The sequence below is a fragment of the Alteromonas ponticola genome (assembly GCF_012911815.1).
Lineage (GTDB): Bacteria > Pseudomonadota > Gammaproteobacteria > Enterobacterales > Alteromonadaceae > Alteromonas > Alteromonas ponticola.
The window spans coordinates 285038-303126 of sequence record NZ_JAATNW010000005.1; the positions used below are offsets into that span (position 1 = coordinate 285038).

Annotated in this window: 16 protein-coding genes and 1 other RNA gene; 7 read left to right on the top strand and 10 right to left on the bottom strand. The window is 45.6% G+C overall.

Translation table 11 applies throughout. The features are described 5' to 3' along the window. Nucleotides 1–32 precede the first annotated feature (32 nt). The 6 genes from HCJ96_RS10590 to HCJ96_RS10615 all read right to left on the bottom strand — a co-directional run bounded on the left by HCJ96_RS10590 (nt 33) and on the right by HCJ96_RS10615 (nt 5252). Nucleotides 33–734, bottom strand: a complete 702-nt coding sequence (locus tag HCJ96_RS10590; RefSeq protein ID WP_169211025.1) for a molecular chaperone — start codon at nt 732–734, stop codon at nt 33–35. Between the two features lie 60 nt (nt 735–794). Further along, a complete protein-coding gene (locus tag HCJ96_RS10595) occupies nt 795–1295 on the bottom strand; it encodes a hypothetical protein (RefSeq protein ID WP_169211026.1) in 501 nt (166 codons plus the stop codon). A 51-nt stretch (nt 1296–1346) separates the two neighbouring features. After that, complete coding sequence (locus tag HCJ96_RS10600; protein WP_169211027.1) at nt 1347–1838, bottom strand: hypothetical protein; 492 nt, start codon at nt 1836–1838, stop codon at nt 1347–1349. Nucleotides 1839–2147: 309 nt separating this feature from the next. Further along, nucleotides 2148–3212 carry a trypsin-like peptidase domain-containing protein gene (locus tag HCJ96_RS10605; protein ID WP_169211028.1) on the bottom strand — a complete coding sequence of 355 codons (1065 nt, stop codon included), beginning with the start codon at nt 3210–3212 and terminating at the stop codon, nt 2148–2150. A gap of 151 nt (nt 3213–3363) precedes the next feature. Then, a complete protein-coding gene (locus HCJ96_RS10610; protein WP_169211029.1) occupies nt 3364–4731 on the bottom strand; it encodes a DegQ family serine endoprotease in 1368 nt (455 codons plus the stop codon). A 77-nt stretch (nt 4732–4808) separates the two neighbouring features. Then, nucleotides 4809–5252 carry a ZapG family protein gene (locus HCJ96_RS10615; protein ID WP_169211030.1) on the bottom strand — a complete coding sequence of 148 codons (444 nt, stop codon included), beginning with the start codon at nt 5250–5252 and terminating at the stop codon, nt 4809–4811. A gap of 273 nt (nt 5253–5525) precedes the next feature. On the opposite strand from HCJ96_RS10615, the gene zapE reads away from it, so the two are divergent. The 5 genes from zapE (at nt 5526) to rnpB (ending at nt 11024) form a co-directional block, all read left to right on the top strand. Continuing rightward, the gene (gene zapE, locus HCJ96_RS10620) at nt 5526–6623 is read left to right on the top strand and encodes a cell division protein ZapE (RefSeq protein ID WP_169211147.1); all 1098 of its coding nucleotides are present in this window, start codon (nt 5526–5528) and stop codon (nt 6621–6623) included. Between the two features lie 103 nt (nt 6624–6726). Beyond that, a complete protein-coding gene (locus HCJ96_RS10625) occupies nt 6727–7449 on the top strand; it encodes a YebC/PmpR family DNA-binding transcriptional regulator (RefSeq protein WP_169211031.1) in 723 nt (240 codons plus the stop codon). Between the two features lie 659 nt (nt 7450–8108). Continuing rightward, nucleotides 8109–9104, top strand: a complete 996-nt coding sequence (locus HCJ96_RS10630) for a THxN family PEP-CTERM protein (protein ID WP_169211032.1) — start codon at nt 8109–8111, stop codon at nt 9102–9104. Between the two features lie 327 nt (nt 9105–9431). After that, nucleotides 9432–10571, top strand: a complete 1140-nt coding sequence (locus tag HCJ96_RS10635) for an AI-2E family transporter (RefSeq protein ID WP_169211148.1) — start codon at nt 9432–9434, stop codon at nt 10569–10571. A 97-nt stretch (nt 10572–10668) separates the two neighbouring features. Then, nucleotides 10669–11024, top strand: an RNA gene (rnpB, locus tag HCJ96_RS10640) — RNase P RNA component class A. Nucleotides 11025–11035: 11 nt separating this feature from the next. On the opposite strand, the gene HCJ96_RS10645 is transcribed toward rnpB, so the two are convergent. Beyond that, entirely contained in the window at nt 11036–12463 is a 1428-nt protein-coding gene (locus HCJ96_RS10645; RefSeq protein ID WP_169211033.1) for an O-antigen ligase family protein, read from the bottom strand. Further along, nucleotides 12460–13173 carry a hypothetical protein gene (locus tag HCJ96_RS10650; protein WP_169211034.1) on the bottom strand — a complete coding sequence of 238 codons (714 nt, stop codon included), beginning with the start codon at nt 13171–13173 and terminating at the stop codon, nt 12460–12462. The genes HCJ96_RS10645 and HCJ96_RS10650 overlap by 4 nt, the downstream gene beginning before the upstream one ends. Nucleotides 13174–13400: 227 nt before the next feature. On the opposite strand from HCJ96_RS10650, the gene HCJ96_RS10655 reads away from it, so the two are divergent. Next, the gene (locus HCJ96_RS10655; protein ID WP_169211035.1) at nt 13401–13889 is read left to right on the top strand and encodes a 3'-5' exonuclease; all 489 of its coding nucleotides are present in this window, start codon (nt 13401–13403) and stop codon (nt 13887–13889) included. Between the two features lie 22 nt (nt 13890–13911). Here HCJ96_RS10655 and HCJ96_RS10660 read toward each other — a convergent pair whose 3' ends face one another. Beyond that, a complete protein-coding gene (locus HCJ96_RS10660; RefSeq protein WP_169211036.1) occupies nt 13912–14406 on the bottom strand; it encodes a hypothetical protein in 495 nt (164 codons plus the stop codon). A 230-nt stretch (nt 14407–14636) separates the two neighbouring features. Next, on the bottom strand, nt 14637–15782 hold the full coding sequence (gene metK / locus HCJ96_RS10665) for a methionine adenosyltransferase (protein WP_169211037.1): 1146 nt from the start codon (nt 15780–15782) through the stop codon (nt 14637–14639). Between the two features lie 303 nt (nt 15783–16085). Here metK and tkt point away from each other — a divergent pair, with 303 nt between their 5' ends. Beyond that, nucleotides 16086–18077, top strand: coding sequence for a transketolase (gene tkt / locus HCJ96_RS10670; RefSeq protein WP_169211038.1), 1992 nt, complete (start codon nt 16086–16088; stop codon nt 18075–18077). Nucleotides 18078–18089: the final 12 nt, after the last annotated feature.

Sequence of the window (18089 nt, forward strand, 5' to 3'; positions counted from 1 at the left end):
ATCCCTTTTTAACTGTAATGTTTCGCTGGTTTTTAATTATTGTTAAACGCGATTTTTATATTTTCTGCGTCAAACGATTCAATCGGTTTCATCACGAACGTGCGAGTTGAGTTAGGTAACACCAGACTCCCCTCTACCAAATCTTTTGCGTCAAATCCGTTCAGAGTCAAAGACTGCGTACCATCACTGATACGCCATTCGGTTTTACTAACTCGCCCATATTTGTTACCGATATTCGACACTTCTAATTGCCAGCTATCATCCTTTGCAATAACACGATTTACATGTAGCTCGGGTTTAGCATCCTTCGGTACCACGTTGAGTAACGTATTAAAATGAATGAGTAATTCTACCCGCGGCTTTGCTGAAAATGCGTCAGGTAAACTGACTTGTTTAACATTTATCCGATACGTTTTGGATTGCTTTATAACCGGATCTCCAAGGTATCTGACCATAACGGCTTGCGAACGCCCTGGAGGAACGATGGTGGTCATTGGAATAATGAGAATCTCATCCTCTGCTGGAGTGGTGGTTTCGTTACCAGCGGTATCCATATTCATAGAATAAGGGTGAAGCTCCACAGTTAATGGAGTTGGGGACGTGTTGTGGATGCGCATGGTCATTTGTGACCGTTTTCCCACAGGCTCTATGTCAGCCGTCATCGGTTCTACCTTATAGGCTACGGCTAAGTGGCTATACGCAAGCACTACAGTTAATAATATCCGTTTTAACATGTGTTGTTCCACCCCTGACTTCATTTGTTACTAGTTCACAGTTAATCTACCCTAGCCCCTCTAATTGGCTGTGATATTGATCGCTAATGTATCCGAATAACCACCTGCCCACGGCATCGTTTCCTGTGTTGCGATTGTCAGTGTGGTTGGCATACCCGCTGCTAGCGCAGAAGAACCAGAGTAGTTATGATCAGCCCACTGGTCATTCACACCTGGTCCACCAGTAGTAGAGAGGGTGAATGGGGTTAAGGTCAATGGGGCGAATGTTGCATCATATTTTATCGCATGATCTTCCTTATCATCGGACTCTAAACCACCTTCCACGCTGATTAGCTTCACTACCGCACCTTCAGCGTCGTTACATTGTAGAAACAAATTCACGACTTGTGTTTGTAATCCTATGCTCACATCACCGAAGTCAATGGTGGGCAACCCGCTATTGGTTACTTCACAAATCGGATTTACAAAAGCCGTCAGATGCAAATCATCGGCCGGTGCGGCCTGTAGTTGCGTAGCGTAAACCATTACCGCCGCTGCAGAGAATATTGTTACTTTTCTCATGTCAATTTTCCTTATTTAAACAAGTTGGGTTTTAACTGCACCAAGTGCAGATTACAGCGTTGGGACATTGTTAAGTGATGGCGATATGCCAACGTGCACAATGTCTTGGTAGTAACCTGAGAAAATCAGGTCACTTTCTGGCGTTATCCTGATTTTTCCAGTAGAAAAAAAAGGAACTTTGCCTGAACTATCTAATTTATAAAATTTATCTAAATCTGAACTGATTACTTTCTTTTTAATATTTACTTTGTCGATGTCAATTTCAAAGTGATATTTGTGAAATACATCACTATTGTCATGGTTTATTAAGCCGCCGTTAGCAGATGTGAATGAAATTTCAAAAGGTTGATTGCAATTTAAATGAAATGGAATTTCATTTATTGTTTTATCTTTTATATCTAATCTATTTCCATTGAAAAAATCTATTTCACAATGTGTTTCAATGACGCCAGTTAAATCTAATGTAAGCGTATTGGCGTTGATGAAATAGGGAAATAATAAGCAAAAAGAAAATAGTCTCCATCTAATTTTATTAACTTCCATGACAATTAATTACAAAAATTATTTTGATTAAATATAGTTAAGAAATTATTAATCGCAGGGTGAATAAAGGAGTAAATAGCTTGAAAGGAAGTTGTAAATAAGTTGTAACTAATATAGGGAGGGTGGGTTAGCTAGTATCATAGCTTGAGTAGCATAAAAACGTGAGGAATCATTCACATGTTTCGCTTATTAGTTATATGTATCAAGCGCTTTCATGGATAAATTACTTGAAAATTTTGCGTGAAGCGCCAATTCGCGCTAACGAGTAACAGTCGCTCACGAGTATGAGTATCCCAGCCAGTGTCAGACTCATGCACCTAACTCGGCCACCACCACTTTAAATGTAATCAGTTCTTCACCGCGGCTGATTTCCAGTTCCAGTTCAGTGCCCGGCGCCGTTTCAGCAATCATGTCCAGTGTTTTCGAGGCACTTTCCAGACGCACGCCATCAATGGCGAGGATCATATCACCCGGTTTTAGGCCAGCTTTACCCACGGGGCTGTTGTTGGAAACTGCCGTCACCACAATGCCCGGACCACCCCGGTATTCCTGGCCGATAAAGCCTAGCTGTCCGCGTGTGACTTTACCTTCGGTAATAATTTCATCCATCACCCTTTTGGCCAACTCATAAGGCACGGCAAAGTTGATTCCGTCTACGTTTCTGACGCGACGAGATGAATCTCTGACCTGAAAGTTAGCATTGGTGATCCCCACCAGGTAGCCGTTACTGTCTACCAGCGCACCACCAGAATTACCTTGATTCAATACAGCATCGGTTTGTATAAAGTCAACGTAATTAGATAGGCCGTTGCGACCGGCACGACTCACTATGCCGTGAGTAATGGTCTGGCCCAAATCGTAGGGGTTACCAATGGCCATCACCAGATCACCTACGCGTAAATTGGGTTCTTTAAGCTGAGGCATAACGTGTAAATTGTCAGCATTCACTTTTAACACCGCTAAATCGGTTAACGGGTCGTTACCAATGATCTGTGCTTCCAGTACCCGTCCGTCTTGGACCGCAACAAAGATGCTATCGGCATTTTGCACGACATGATGGCAGGTAAGTAAATAGCCATTTTCAGTCATAATCACACCCGAACCTAGGCTAGTACGTTCTCGTGGTTGATTGCGAAACAGACCGGTGTCGTTTTCAATGCTGACACTGTAAATATTAACCACTGCCGGAGCCGCTTGGCTTAGGGAATTGAAATGCGATTCTCTTACGGGCGCCAATGGCGACTCACTGAACAGATTTTCAGAAAACCCACTGTTCTTACGCAAATCTGGGACTAACAGCAAAATTAACACAGCAACGATTAGCCCTAGTAAAACAGCTTTAAAAAGATAGGTTAAAAATCGAGTACTGGACACGTCGGCAGATTCTCTGTTGTCGTAAATTCAGAACGAGTCAGACACCATTCTAAATTTTGAAAGTTAAATCAAAACAAAGAATAACACTGTTGAAACTGATCGCCAATGGAAATGGAAAGAGGGCAGCGAAGGCCGCTGCCCGAAAAGATAGCTATCGGATAACCAGGTAAAGGGTAGAGTTGCCACGTCTGACATTCAATGCAATCACACCTGTGGCGGAGTCCAGCGCATCACGAAATTCGCTTACCGTGGTCACTCTGCTGCGGTTAACCCCGATGATCACATCATCTGATTGCAGACCAATGCGTGCGGCGGGACTGTTGCGTTGTAGCTCAGTAACCAGAACACCGGCATTACCTGCACCGTCATCGCCATTCATCAGGGTGGCACCTTCCAGCGCAGGATGAATTTGCGCCGCAGTCACTTCAGACTGGGTGGCATCGTCCAATACCACTTCCACATTCATCTTGTCGCCTTTGCGCAATACAGTAAGCTCCACCTCTGCACCAGCACCCATGCTCGCAATTTTGGCCCGCAACTCAGCGAAGCTATGCAAGTTTCTACCATTGACCGCGGTGATGATATCACCTGCCTGCAAGCCAGCTTTGGCCGCAGCCGATTCGGGCTGAACTTCGCTTACGAATGCGCCAATGTTCACTTTGGCATTCATCGCTTCGGCTAAGCCAGCATCCACATCACTTCCAAGAATTCCGAGTAAGCCGCGACGCACCTCGCCAAATTCGGCAATCTGATCAATCAGGCTTTTCATCATGTTACTGGGGATGGCAAAACCAATACCGACGTTACCCCCATTGGGACCAAAGATAGCGGTGTTAATGCCAACTAATTCGCCTTTAAGGTTCACCAGTGCTCCGCCAGAGTTGCCGCGGTTTATCGCAGCATCGGTTTGAATGTAGTCTTCATAGCCACCAATATTCAGCCCTGAACGGCCCAACGCACTGACAATCCCAGAGGTAACGGTTTGAGAAAGGCCAAACGGGTTACCGATTGCTACCACAAAATCACCAACCCGAATTTTATCTGAATTCGCAATTGGCAGTGCAGTTAAATCATTGGCATCAATTTTCAGTAACGCGATGTCACTTTGCTCATCTTCACCCAGCTTTTTCGCCTTGAACACTCTGCCACCGGTGAGTTTTACGGTAATTTCGTCAGCGTTTTGAACGACGTGGGCATTGGTGACTACATAGCCTTTATCAGCATCTATGATTACCCCAGAGCCTAACCCCCTGAATGGGCGCTCCTGAACCTGTTCCTGTGGGCCGCCAAAGAAATAGCGGAACATTTCGGGCACTTGCTGACGCGCAGTTTGCGTCCCCTCTACCGCAATACTTACCACCGCGGGCGTTGCCTGCTCAAGCATTGGCGCTAAAGAGGGCACTTCTTTGTCTTTATCATTGCCGAAAAAGGGTAATGCTGCCGAAGCATGCATCTGAAGACCAAAGGCGCCAACAATTATACCGGACACCATCAACATCTGGCGAAAACGCTTGTTCATACTCGCTTACACTCCTTACAAAATTATGCGATATATGTGGTTAACTCAGAGACTGAAGGGAATACAAAAAAGTTCCCTTAGCGGGTTTTTTCCTCGGTAGACTGCCCGGCAGAACCGATGAATAACCCGGAGCCTGTGTTTGCAAAATCAAGTGGCTGAGCACCAGCAACTTTTGATTCTTTATTCTTTTCTTTGCCTTTTAGATTATTTCTCAAATAAGACGTGGCTTGTTCCCCGTAAAACGGAACACGAGACGCATCGTCGCTGTCACCCTGTTTCAGCAGAATTTCATATTCCTGTACCTGCTGTTTGAGTGCATAGCATTGGTTCTCAATGTCTTCAATGGTTTGACGGGTTTGGTGAATGTGGTGTTCAGCCTGTTGTGCCATCATGTCTTTAATTGACTGTTCAGCGCGTTTTTCAGCAGTGCTGTTATCCGACCCAGTATACATATGACGAGCAACAAAAAATCCAATAATCAGGCCTGTAGCCAGTAATGCTAAAGGAATTAATACATCCATCGACATCTCCAGTTTATTCTTTTGGGTAATTAGGGTTGGTACTTATTAATACGCTTCATAGCGATGTTTAGTGCGGTTTTTCCAAGACTATAGCAAGTAACCGCCGCTAATGCGCAGAAAAATGTATGTCAATGTGCGAAGAACTGTACATCGGAAATGCGCAAAATTTACTATTCACCGTGATTTCCCCTTAAATTAAGGCCATAATAACTTTTTTCAAGCGCCTTATAAGATTATCAATTTATTACCATGAGTTCAGCAGTATCGCCACCGATGACGCCCTGGCAAAAATATCAGCAAGACCTCACTTTACCAGACTTTCATTATGATGCAGCCCAGGAGAATGCGGTAAAAGAGTTACAACGTTTGTACGATGATCTCACCCGCACTCAGCCCGAATCAAAGTGGTCACATAAAATTAAGTCACTGTTTGGCAAAGCCGAATCGGTGCCAGTAGTGCAGGGAGTTTATTTTTATGGTGGTGTTGGCCGCGGGAAAACTTACCTGGTGGATACTTTTTACGAATGCCTGCCGTTTGATAACAAAATGCGTGTGCATTTTCACCGGTTCATGCATCGTATTCACGATGAGTTAAAGCAACTTAAAGATGTGTCCGACCCACTGCAAAGTATTGCTGCAAAAATTGCTAAAGAAACGCGGGTGATCTGTTTTGATGAATTTTTTGTCTCTGACATCACCGATGCCATGATCCTGGGTACCTTGATGGAAGCCCTGTTCAAACACCGCATTGTGTTGGTTGCTACCTCCAATATTGTTCCAGATGATTTATATAAAAACGGCTTACAGCGCGCGCGCTTTCTACCCGCCATCAGACTGATTAATGACAATACGCGTGTGGTCAATGTCGACAGCGGTATTGATTATCGCCTTCGCACGCTGGAGCAGGCAGAGATTTATCATCATCCATTGGATGAGGCGGCGACCAAAAACCTGCATGAATATTTTTTACAGTTGGCACCAGAAGTAGGCACTGAAGAAGAAACGATTGAAATTAATCATCGGCCGTTAAAAACGACTCGCAACGCGGATGGGGTAATGATGATTGACTTTAAAGTGTTATGCGAAGGCCCTCGCAGTCAAAGTGATTACATTGAAATCAGCCGTTTATATCACTCTGTCTTGCTCGCCAATGTTAAGCAGATGGGACAAAACAATGATGACACGGCAAGACGCTTCATCGCCATGGTAGACGAGTTTTACGAACGTAATGTTAAGTTAATTATGTCGGCCGCCGTTCCATTGACCTCACTATACAGTGAAGGAAAACTCAGCTTTGAATTTAAACGTTGCTTAAGCCGACTTAAAGAAATGCAGTCACATGAGTACCTGGCGCTGCAGCATTTACCGTAGGGGCTGTTATCGTGCTCATTATCGGGTAGAATCGGCCTAATTTTTTATCCCTGAAACGGGATAGCCTGAGAACAGATACACATAAAGATACGAGAACGTAAAAATGGGAAGAGCATTTGAAGTAAGAAAAGCGGCAATGGCTAAAACCGCTGGCGCAAAAACCAAGGTGTATTCTAAGTACGGTAAGGAAATTTACGTCTGCGCCAAAAACGGAGGGGCCGATCCCGACACCAATCTGTCACTTAAACGCCTGATGGAAAAAGCCAAAAAAGATCAGGTTCCCGGTCACGTAATCGACAAAGCGATTGATAAAGCGGCGGGTGGCGCCGGTGAGGACTTCGTGCCCGCGCGTTATGAAGGCTTCGGCCCGGGTAATTGTATGGTGATTGTTGATTGCTTAACCGATAACAACAACCGTACCATCACCGATGTGCGTAACTGTTTCACCAAGACCGGCGCAAAAATTGGCGCCCCGGGTGCGGTATCGCACATGTTTGATCATCAGGCCATTTTTGTATTTGCAGGCGAAGACGAAGATGCGGTATTAGAAGTGCTGATGGAAGCTGACGTAGACGTGACCGAGGTGGAAGAAGAAGACGGTAAGATCACGGTTTATGCGCCAAACACTGAGTTTTTCAAAGTCAAAACCGCGCTCACCGATGCGTATCCTGAAATTAATTTTGACGCCGAAGAAATCAGCTGGATCCCACAAACGGAAACAGACATCAGCGAAGAGGACTTACCCATGTTTGAAAAATTCATGGAAATGCTAAACGACTGCGATGATGTACAGGATGTTTATCACAATGCGAATTTGCCTGGGTGAACATTACGCCACATAATTTGCTGAAACCATTGTAAAAGCCCACTTCCAGAAGTGGGTTTTTAGTATTAAGGACATAGCAGCAAAATGGGTTCCCCACTAAGCGAACTTAAATTGACTTGTACGAAATTTAACCAAATCATTGATCTTTTTAGACCTCGCAAGGTTATAGACCTGAACGACAAGTATTAACAAAAAGTAATGTTTGTTAACTTTTGTCGTTTGCATATCGCGTGAAGCGATTCTCACCGTTGAATTTTCATTTAAGACAGTGCGAAACATTGCTGTATTCACGTCTAAACAATAACAACTAGCAGTCTCTACCGTCCACGACAATGACAGGGGATTAACTATTCACACTACAAACTTTATCTGCTCAATAACGCTGTAGGTTTTTGTTTGATGCTCGTGCTATTACTGAAGTTAACAGTAATTAGCAGTAAGACACGGCTGGGCGAAGCGACACCCTGAATTGTATGTTGCGATAGATATTTCTTTACTTAATCGTAAATCGCTATTGGTAGTGCCCCAAATGATGCTTTAACCATAATTTAACCAGGAAGCTTGTTTTTAAGTACTTATAGACTAAGTACGGTGGAAGCTTATCTACCAATCGTTGCGGAGGTAATCGCAAATTACGATAGTAAAGGAATCGAAAGATTATGAAAAAATTAAAGTTATTCGCCACTACAACTGTTTTAACCACATGTTCATCTGCTTTTGCTGCACCCATGCTTATTACTGATTGGAATTTTGTAAATGAAGCGGGATTCAGTGGCTGGACCTCGCAGGGCAGTGGCAGCAATCCGATTACCGCATCAGGAAGTAGTTCTGATTTTGGTCCGTCAATTCTGTCTTCAGGCTCACTCCCTGACACTCTTTGCTGGGGCGATCCAGCAACAACAAACGGACAAAGTTGTCTAGGTATAAATTCCCGCGTAGACCAAAATACGACCCAGAGTTGGGGGGAAGACGGCTCAATGATAGACATTAACGGTGGGTTACCGCAGGGTTCTGCACGAACCGTAGGAATGGGAATGGATTATTCATTATCATTCAAACAAGGTGCTGCGCTTCGACATGATAACAATGCTGTAACCGGGGTGATGTTGGATACAGTAACCATTCGCGATGGTATACAACTTGAGGCGATAACGCCAAGTGGAGCAGTGGCAGTAGCACCTGAACTAGAGTTCGTGGTTGATTTTTGGGAAACACCTAACGGTGGTCTTGATGCTGATGGCACTTGCCCCTTCGGCCCACCTTCGCGAACCCCAACTTCAATTAACGAAAATGGTTGCGCGGATATTTTTAAAATCATGGGTTTTGAGGACGGTGAAGGCGCTGATTTAGTTATCGTGGATTCAGGGCCTGACTTTATTGATTTTGCGGTCAAGTTTAAAGTTACCGGCGTTGATGCTTCTATCTGGCATACACACTATGAACTGATCACTCGGCTTAGTGGCTTGGATGTGCTATTTGACGATGGTCAGGTTGGATTCGTGACACGCGAAGCGGGCGTTAACATTCTCAATGCACAATTCTCTAATCGCGCGTTTGTTATCCGCGCAGTAGAGGCAGCGGAACCATCCACCTTTGCAGTGCTTGCCTTAAGCTTATTGGGGGTTGCCGGTATCGCTAGCAAACGACGTAAATAATATGAACTTTTTTATGCAATGGTTAATCCTGACATTGACATAAAAAAACTATCCCCGCTTTGACATCAGCGGGGATTTTCTATTTCTGCAACCCAGTGTTAGCGCTGCCGGGTTGAAAATAGGGTCTAAGAAGAGAGGTCCACTTTACATTCATTCTCGTAAGAAGAGTATGAAATACAAATATGTGTCGTTGTGAAATAGTCGGCCTGACATACACATGTGCCGATGGAAAAGAAATGAATTGGAGTATTAGATACATTGGCAGATGGGAATAAGACCGAAGATCTCAGTCACGACGATCCCCATAAATGGGAAGACCAAAGTGGCATTTCTCTGCGTGAAGCCAGACAAACACATCTCTTGAAAGTATTTCTTGTGCTGTCAGCCATTTACACTTTGTATCTGGCAAAAACGCTGTTTATCCCGCTGGTATTTTCTGCATTTGTTGCGTTGTTACTTAGCCCCTTGGTTGCATTGGGGCGCAAAATCTATATTCCCCGCACTATTTCTGCGTTCGTGTTAATTGGTCTGTTAATCGCACCTTTCACTTTTTTAGGCGTTGAGTTGGTTAAGCCGGCTGAACGCTGGATGGAGACTTTACCCAAAATCTCAGCTGAACTTACTGAACAAATTAATGAGATCAGCGAAAAATTTGAAAACGAACAGAATGCAGCCCAACTCAAAGCAGAAGAGGAAAAGAAACGCAAAGAAGCTGAAGAAGCCTCATTTTTTGATAGATTGTTTAAAGATGATGAACCTGAGCCAGAAGTGAAGAAAGAGGAAGCAGAAGAAAGTGTTGTTACCGGCAAAATTAAACAGGGCAGTATTGAAGTGCTGCTGTCACTACTGGCCAGCGCACCGTTCCTCATTGCGCAAATGTTTGGTAGCGTGATCCTGATCCTGTTTTTGTTAATCTTCGGCCCTGCCTTATTTAAAGTGTTTATTCAGGATTTTCCGGTGGTGGTAAATAAAGATCGCACCGTCGAGCTGGTTGGGCAGATTCAGAAACGACTTTCCAGTTACATCATAACGATCAGTATCATAAATGGGTTGCTTGGCAGCGCCACCGCGGCGGCATTTTATGTACTGGGGGTTGAGGATGCGATTTTGTGGGGGGCGCTGGTAGGCATGCTTAATTTTGTCCCTTACCTTGGCGGCTTAATTAGTTGTACCATTTTGCTTATGGTGGGTGTGGTGCAATACGGGTTAGTCTCAACGGCATTTTTGCCGCCAGCTGTCTTCTTATGTATCAATATTCTGGAGTCTCAGTTCATCACTCCGGCGATATTGGGCAAGAGTTTCAGGCTCAATCCCCTAATCATCATTCTCTGGCTTGCGGTAATGGGCTGGCTATGGGGAATTATCGGCGTTTTGCTTGCTGTGCCTATTCTGGTGTGTATTAAAATCATTTTTGAGCATTTGCATGTGCTGCCCCACTGGGTGAAGTTATTGGAGTCTGACGGGTGACAAGCTGAGCGTGAAGACTGATAGTGGGGCAATGTTAACGCACTGACGAATGAATTAAGCATCGCTTATAGAAGCTATCTCATGTAAAATCCAGCGCGGAGTTGGCCAGGCAATCGCTGCTTTCGCAAGAAAGGGGAGGAAAGTCCGGGCTCCACAGGGCAGAGTGCCAGATAACATCTGGGCGGCGTGAGCCGACGACAAGTGCAGCAGAGAGTAGACCGCCTAAGTGTATCGCATGGTACACCGGTAAGGGTGAAAGGGTGCGGTAAGAGCGCACCGCGCAACTGGTAACAGTTTGTGGCACGGTAAACTCCACTCGGAGCAAGACCAAATAGGATCCCGCTATATGTGGCCCGCGTTGGGATCGGGTAGGTTGCTTGACCTATTCAGCAATGAATAGGCTAGAGGAATGATTGCCCCAGACAGAACCCGGCTTATCGGCCAACTCCACTTATTTCTTTACCTTACCTGGCCTGATATGCTGCTTGGTAACGAATCCGCGTCGACGTCAGTCGATTGCCCACTGCCAATAACACCACAAAAAATGTCGGCAGATAGAAAGCCGAAATGTTGACGTCAAAGCTGGACTGTATCATATAGGCTAGCAAGCCAACGTAGATACCATAGTTAACCAATCCTGCCTGAAAATGGGTTTTGCGTAAGGTTCCGTAAATCAGACTGAGCAATATGATCAGTAACATCAGCGCACCTGCAAAACCCAGTGTAGCAATGGTTTCTAAGTAGTCATTGTGGGCCCGTTTAGACATTGCACTGTTGCCAAGCTTCTCATGTTTAAAATGATGTTGTACATAAGGATAGGTCCCTGGCCCCGTGCCAACAGGACCAAATTCATTGATAACTTTCAGCGCAGTTTGATGCAGCATAATTCGGCCATTATCTTCAAACTGACTTTCGCTAAAGCGTTTAAACACTGAGGTTTGGCTGAATACCGCTATCGCTGCTAATAATATCAGTGTGCTGATTGCCAGCATTTTGGGCTTGAAAATCATCTTGCGAAAGCGTTGATCGGACAGTATGACAATACCTACCACACAGCCTGCTGCCAGTACCATTGAAACCAGAGCGCCACGAGAGCTGGTATTAAAAAGGGTAAGCAGCAGGATGACGATACAAATAAATAAAATGAAAATTTTGGGCGCAAAAAACGTAAACGAAGTTGAGGACGTTGACTGACGCCGCTTGACTGAATGCCACTTCTCAACAAATAAACCTCCTGCAACCGCAAGTGACATAACCAAAAACAGCGCATACTGATTTTTATAGCTGAACGTTCCTCTTACACCCTCATTCCAGCTTAGATCCCAGGGCGGAATTGCCGGGCTTATTTCGAATGCACCACTGGTCGCAAAATTGAGTAAAGAGTAGAGCGCGGTAGTGGTAGCACTTACCACCATTAAATAAAGCAACGCTTTAATTTTTTCAAACGTGTCACATAGCCGAAAAACCCCGAAAAATAGAGCACCCAGACTCGCCAGTTTGATTATTTCGATTAGCGATATATGTGGATAGACGGATATTGGCAGGTAAGTATTCGCACTGCCGGATTGATGCCATTGATAAGTAGTTGGAGCGATACTTTTCAGCCAATTGATGGGAATCGGAATGACATACAGCGACATCCCGACCAACCAGACAACAAATACGCCGGCTGCAATTTTTAGCGAAGTTGGGGTGTTAAAATCGGGTTGCCACGATACTGTGCTAAGTAAAAAAGCGGCAAAAATAGCACCACAAAGAAAGAGTTGCTCCCAAATCAGCTCCGCACCATGCAACCAGGGGAAAACGCAGAGAGTGACACCTAATAATATCAGGGCAATGCGGTGCAAAGAGGCTGATCGATGCACCACTAGCTGAGTATCAAATCCTGTCATTGCAGTTCCTCTTGCAGTTGCTTCAACAGGGCAGAGGTTTTGCGATTGGGTGAGAACTTGGCGAAAGGTCGATACAGTTTCGCTTTATGCATCGCAGTGAACAGCACTTCTCTGACGTCCTCTTCGGAAAGCATACTCTTTATCATAGGGCCCGCCAGCTGCTGGAGAGCTTCAGGAAGTTGCTGCCATCGTGCCACTACCACAGGACCCAGAATAAGTTGGCTTTTTTGCTCCAGACCTCCTGAAGTCAGCGCATCGCGCAAATAGTTTTCTACCCGTTGAGGCGAGGCCTGTTGTTTCACTGCAACTAGAACCATCAGGCTGTCGGCTTCAAAATGGGTAGGTTGAAGTTGTTGAACCTGTTGTAAAATCGTATGCGCAATCTCCAGATAGAATTCGGCATTGTTGTTTTGAGCGAGTAAAATATAGAGTTTTGCCAATGCGATCTTTATCTGCGCATCGTCACGTAGCACTTCATCGGCATGCTGCAAGTCAGCAAGCGTACTAAGCACTTCGGAATCTGAGTAAATCCTGCCCGCCGTAAACCAGTGCTCTACATTTTGTTGTGCCGACTGGCTGGAAAAGTAAACCGCGCCAAAGCGGAAAGATAACAATAAAAGAAATGCAGCAAAAAAAATGACAAACACTCGGATCACAGCAAATGACCAGTTCTGGTTTTTCAGACGTGAGTGAGGCCTGTTCATAGTCATATTGAATGCAGTCATTTTCCAACGTGGTGCGCATACCGCCAAAATATTAGCGAGATTGATCATTAATTCTAAAGTGAAATACGTTTTAAGCAATTATTTAGCCTAAGGAAACTGAAAGTTTAGCGAAGTAACCTCAGGGGCAGATTGATTTATCGCTTATTCCTCCTGATTTTTTTGCCGGAAGCAACTAAGCTTAATTTATTTAATAAGGTAATTCTTAATAATTCATGGTTCCTACTATATTAGATATCGAAGCGAGTGGTTTTGGTGCGCATAGTTATCCTATTGAAATAGGTGTAATTACTGGAGAAGGAGAAAAATACTGCAGCCTTATTAAGCCATTTAGTGAATGGCAGCACTGGGACGAGAGTGCAGAGCAGATTCACGGCATTTCACGCAATGAACTGTTGCACCGCGGCCAGCAGGGAAGAGAAGTCTGCCTGATGTTAAATCGAATGCTAATGGGGCAAACGGTTTACTCAGACGGCTGGGCAGTAGATTATTCCTGGTTAAGAAAATTATTCGCTGCGTCGGGCTTAGCTATGGGATTTTCGTTGTCCCCCATCGAAATGATTTTAAATGAACGACAATTGGAAGGGTGGTACGGTATCAAACAAGGTGTACTGGCTAAAATGAAAACGCCCCGCCACCGCGCGAGCGCCGACGCGCAAATGATTCAAATGACCTACGCGTTGTCGGTGCGCAGCGTATTCTGAATTATTTGTGAGTGGGGAGTGGTTAGAACGCGTATTGCACACCCATTATCAACGTATTGATATCCATTTCACCCACTTCACGGTATTCAAATTCCAGAGCCATATTTAACGAATCAGGTTCGCCGAGTTGCCAACCAAAGCTAGCGGCATTGCCCGCGTTGGTCGGAAGAAACAAAAGTGTATCATCTACATCAGAACTATTACTGCTTTGCACGGCTGCAAACAGGCGTTGGGATGAGCTTGATGATATTGACCGGCTGGCCGTAACTCGCACAGAGTCAATCGGCGAGCGTTGATTGATCGTATCCAGCCAAACGGTCTGGTCAAGCAACTGACGATCATAGTGCAAATCAAATGACCATTTAGGCAGTAATTCTGTCTGGTATGAAATCGCAGATTCAAGCTGATTCGCGTAAACTATGGTTGGTCGATCAAAATCGATATAGTCGGCGGCCATTGCGTAGCAGGGACATATCAACAAACAGGTCATTGCTGTCTTATGTAATGCGTACTTCATTGTGTATTCCAAAAAAACCAAAGTGTGAAAGTAACGTGTTATTGTGCTTTTTATTAAGCAATATTGTTTTTATTTAAGTGTAGACGTCAGTTGCAAAGATAAAAAACTTTTTAAAACTTTTTTTATCTTTTTCGTCTTATCAGCTAGTTACGCAGGGGGCTTAATTTTGATCAGAACTGAATTAGGTACAAAAGGCTGGTATCCGCATCGACACCAGCCTGCTTAGCGCATTAGAGCGCGCTTTTTAATACCTCTGCTTTATCTGTTTTTTCCCACGGGAAATGGTCCCGTCCAAAATGGCCGTAGGCAGCTGTCGCGCGGTAGATTGGACGTTCAAGATCAAGCATTTTGATAAGACCATACGGACGCAAGTCAAAGTGTTCGCGCACCAACGCGACCAGCGTGCTTTCTGATACCGTGCTGGTACCAAAGGTTTCAATACTGATTGAGGTTGGCTCTGCGACGCCGATAGCGTAAGAGATCTGAATTTCGCAGCGTTTAGCCAAACCAGCAGCAACAATATTCTTCGCTACATAACGGCCTGCATATGCAGCAGAACGATCCACCTTTGAAGGATCTTTGCCAGAAAATGCGCCGCCACCATGACGTGCCATGCCGCCATAAGTGTCCACAATAATCTTTCTTCCAGTCAGGCCGCAATCACCCATAGGACCACCAATTACAAAACGGCCTGTTGGATTGATATGCATGCGGGTGTGTTTTGTAATCCACTCTGCTGGCAGTACCGGTTTGATAATCTCTTCCATTACCGCTTCACGCACCGTATCAGTGCTGACACTTTCACAATGTTGGGTGGATAAAACGACGGCATCAATGCCCACAGGTTTATCGTTTTCATACACGAAAGTAACCTGACTTTTCGCATCTGGGCGTAACCAGGCTAACTGACCCGACTTGCGAACTTCCGCCTGACGCTGCACCAGTCGATGCGCATAGGTAACCGGTGCCGGCATCAATACATCGGTTTCGTCACTGGCATAGCCAAACATCAGTCCCTGGTCACCCGCGCCCTGTTCTTCAGGGTGTGACCGGTCAACACCCTGGTTGATATCCGGTGACTGCTTACCGATCGCATTAAGCACCGCACACGAATTGGCGTCAAAGCCCATATCCGAGTGCACATAGCCAATTTCTTTAATGGTCTGACGGGTCAATTCTTCGATATCGACCCACGCCGTGGTTGTAATTTCACCGCCCACTAATACCATGCCAGTTTTTACAAACGTTTCGCACGCAACCCGTGCTTTGGGATCCTGTTCAAGGATAGCATCCAGCACGGCATCTGAAATCTGGTCTGCAATTTTGTCCGGGTGCCCCTCAGACACAGATTCAGACGTAAATAAATGCGTAGCCATAGTTTCTCCAACTCATCTTTTTATCTGTCGCTAATAACGCGGCATTGTACTTAATTCAAACAAAAAAGCCAGCTTTACGTCTGGACGTCTAAAATGTGGCTGTTTCGTTTAATTGACATACGCCCTGAGATTGTATTTAGCCTTTAAAATACACAAAACACATTGAACTGATATTTCGCATGGGGGAGAATACCCGTCTCAATTTCTTTGACACCCAGAGTCCGCAATCAAAGCAAGCTTAGGTTGTAAGCTGTTGATATGCAAAATTGACACTCTGACGCTACTCAATATGCAGGAGATAACATGCCCACTCGTAGTGAACTTGCCAACGCTATACGCGCTTTAAGTATGGATGCCGTACAACAAGCTAATTCAGGTCACCCCGGAGCGCCAATGGGCATGGCTGATATCGCACAGGTGTTATGGTGCGATTATATGAATCACAATCCGGCTAACCCTGAGTGGGCGAACCGTGACCGCTTTGTGCTATCCAATGGGCACGGCTCTATGCTGATTTACTCACTGCTACATTTAACCGGTTACGATCTGGCGCTTGAAGAGCTTAAAAATTTCCGTCAGTTGCATTCCAAAACCCCGGGGCATCCTGAGTATGGCTATGCGCCGGGTATCGAAACGACCACCGGTCCATTGGGCCAGGGGGTCAGTAATGCGGTAGGAATGGCGTTGGCAGAAAAAGTACTGGCGGCACAGTTCAACCGTGACGGTCACAATATCATCGATCACTATACCTATGCCTTCATGGGTGACGGCTGCCTGATGGAAGGTATTTCACATGAAAGCTGTTCTCTGGCAGGCACCTTAGGTCTGGGTAAACTCATCGCGTTTTGGGATGACAACGGCATTTCCATCGACGGTGAAGTAGAAGGCTGGTTCACCGACGATACGCCAAAACGTTTTGAATCCTATGGCTGGCAGGTAATTCGCCATGTAGACGGGCATGATCCTGAACAGATTCGCAATGCTATTGAAGAGGCACGTGCCAATACCACGCAACCGACGTTAATTTGTACCAAGACCATCATTGGTTTTGGCGCGCCGAACAAGCAAGGTACGGAATCGTGTCACGGTGCACCGCTGGGTGAGGATGAGATCAAAGCTGCACGTGAAGAGCTTGGCTGGACTTACGGTAAGTTTGAAGTGCCTGAGGACGTGTATGCAGAATGGAGCGCGAAAGACAAGGGACAGCAGGCTGAACAAAACTGGAATGAGGCATTTGCTGCGTATGAGAAAGCGCATCCTGAACTTGCCAAGGAATTAAGCCGTCGCTTAAGCGGTGACTTGCCTGCTGATTTTACCGAAAAGGCGGATGCATATATCAGTCAGTTGCAAAACAATCCGGACAAGATCGCTACCCGTAAGGCATCGCAAAATGCACTGAATGCTTACGGCCCCTTATTACCCGAATTACTCGGCGGCTCTGCCGATCTGGCCGGTTCTAACCTGACCATCTGGTCAGACAGTAAAGGGGTTGAAGCCAACGACGCCAGCGGTAACTATGTTTACTACGGGGTGCGTGAATTTGGTATGTCTGCGATCATGAACGGTATCATGTTACACGGTGGTTTCAGACCGTACGGCGCCACTTTCCTGATGTTTATGGAATATGCCCGCAACGCTGTGCGCATGGCCGCATTAATGCGCATTCCGGTGTTATTTGTCTACACCCATGACTCCATTGGGCTGGGTGAAGATGGACCAACTCACCAGGCGGTGGAGCAATTAGTAGCCTTGCGTTCGACCCCGAATCTGGACAACTGGCGCCCGTGTGATCAGGTAGAGTCAGCTGTTGCCTGGAAGGCCTCGATTGAACGTAAAGATGGCCCATCGACTTTGATTTTCACTCGTCAGGGCGTGCCTCAGCAAGAGCGCAACGCTGAGCAGCTTAAACTGATTGAACGCGGTGGTTATATTCTTAAAGACTGTGAGGGCACCCCCGAAATCATCTTGTTGGCTACCGGTTCTGAAGTATCATTAGCCGTCGATGCCGCTGAAACGCTTGGCCAACAAGGTAAGCAGGTTCGCGTGGTGTCAATGCCTTCCACCGACGTGTTTGACCGTCAGGATGCCGATTACAAAGCGTCTGTGTTACCTGCTTCAGTGACCAGGCGCGTGGCAGTAGAAGCGCTGGCCAAAGACAGCTGGTACAAGTACGTCGGTTTGAACGGTGCCATTATTGGCATGGATACCTTTGGTGAGTCCGCGCCTGCTGCAGATTTGTTCAAGCACTTTAATATTACCGCAGAAGCGGTGGTTGAGGCCGCACTTGGCCTGTAATGATTGAGTAGT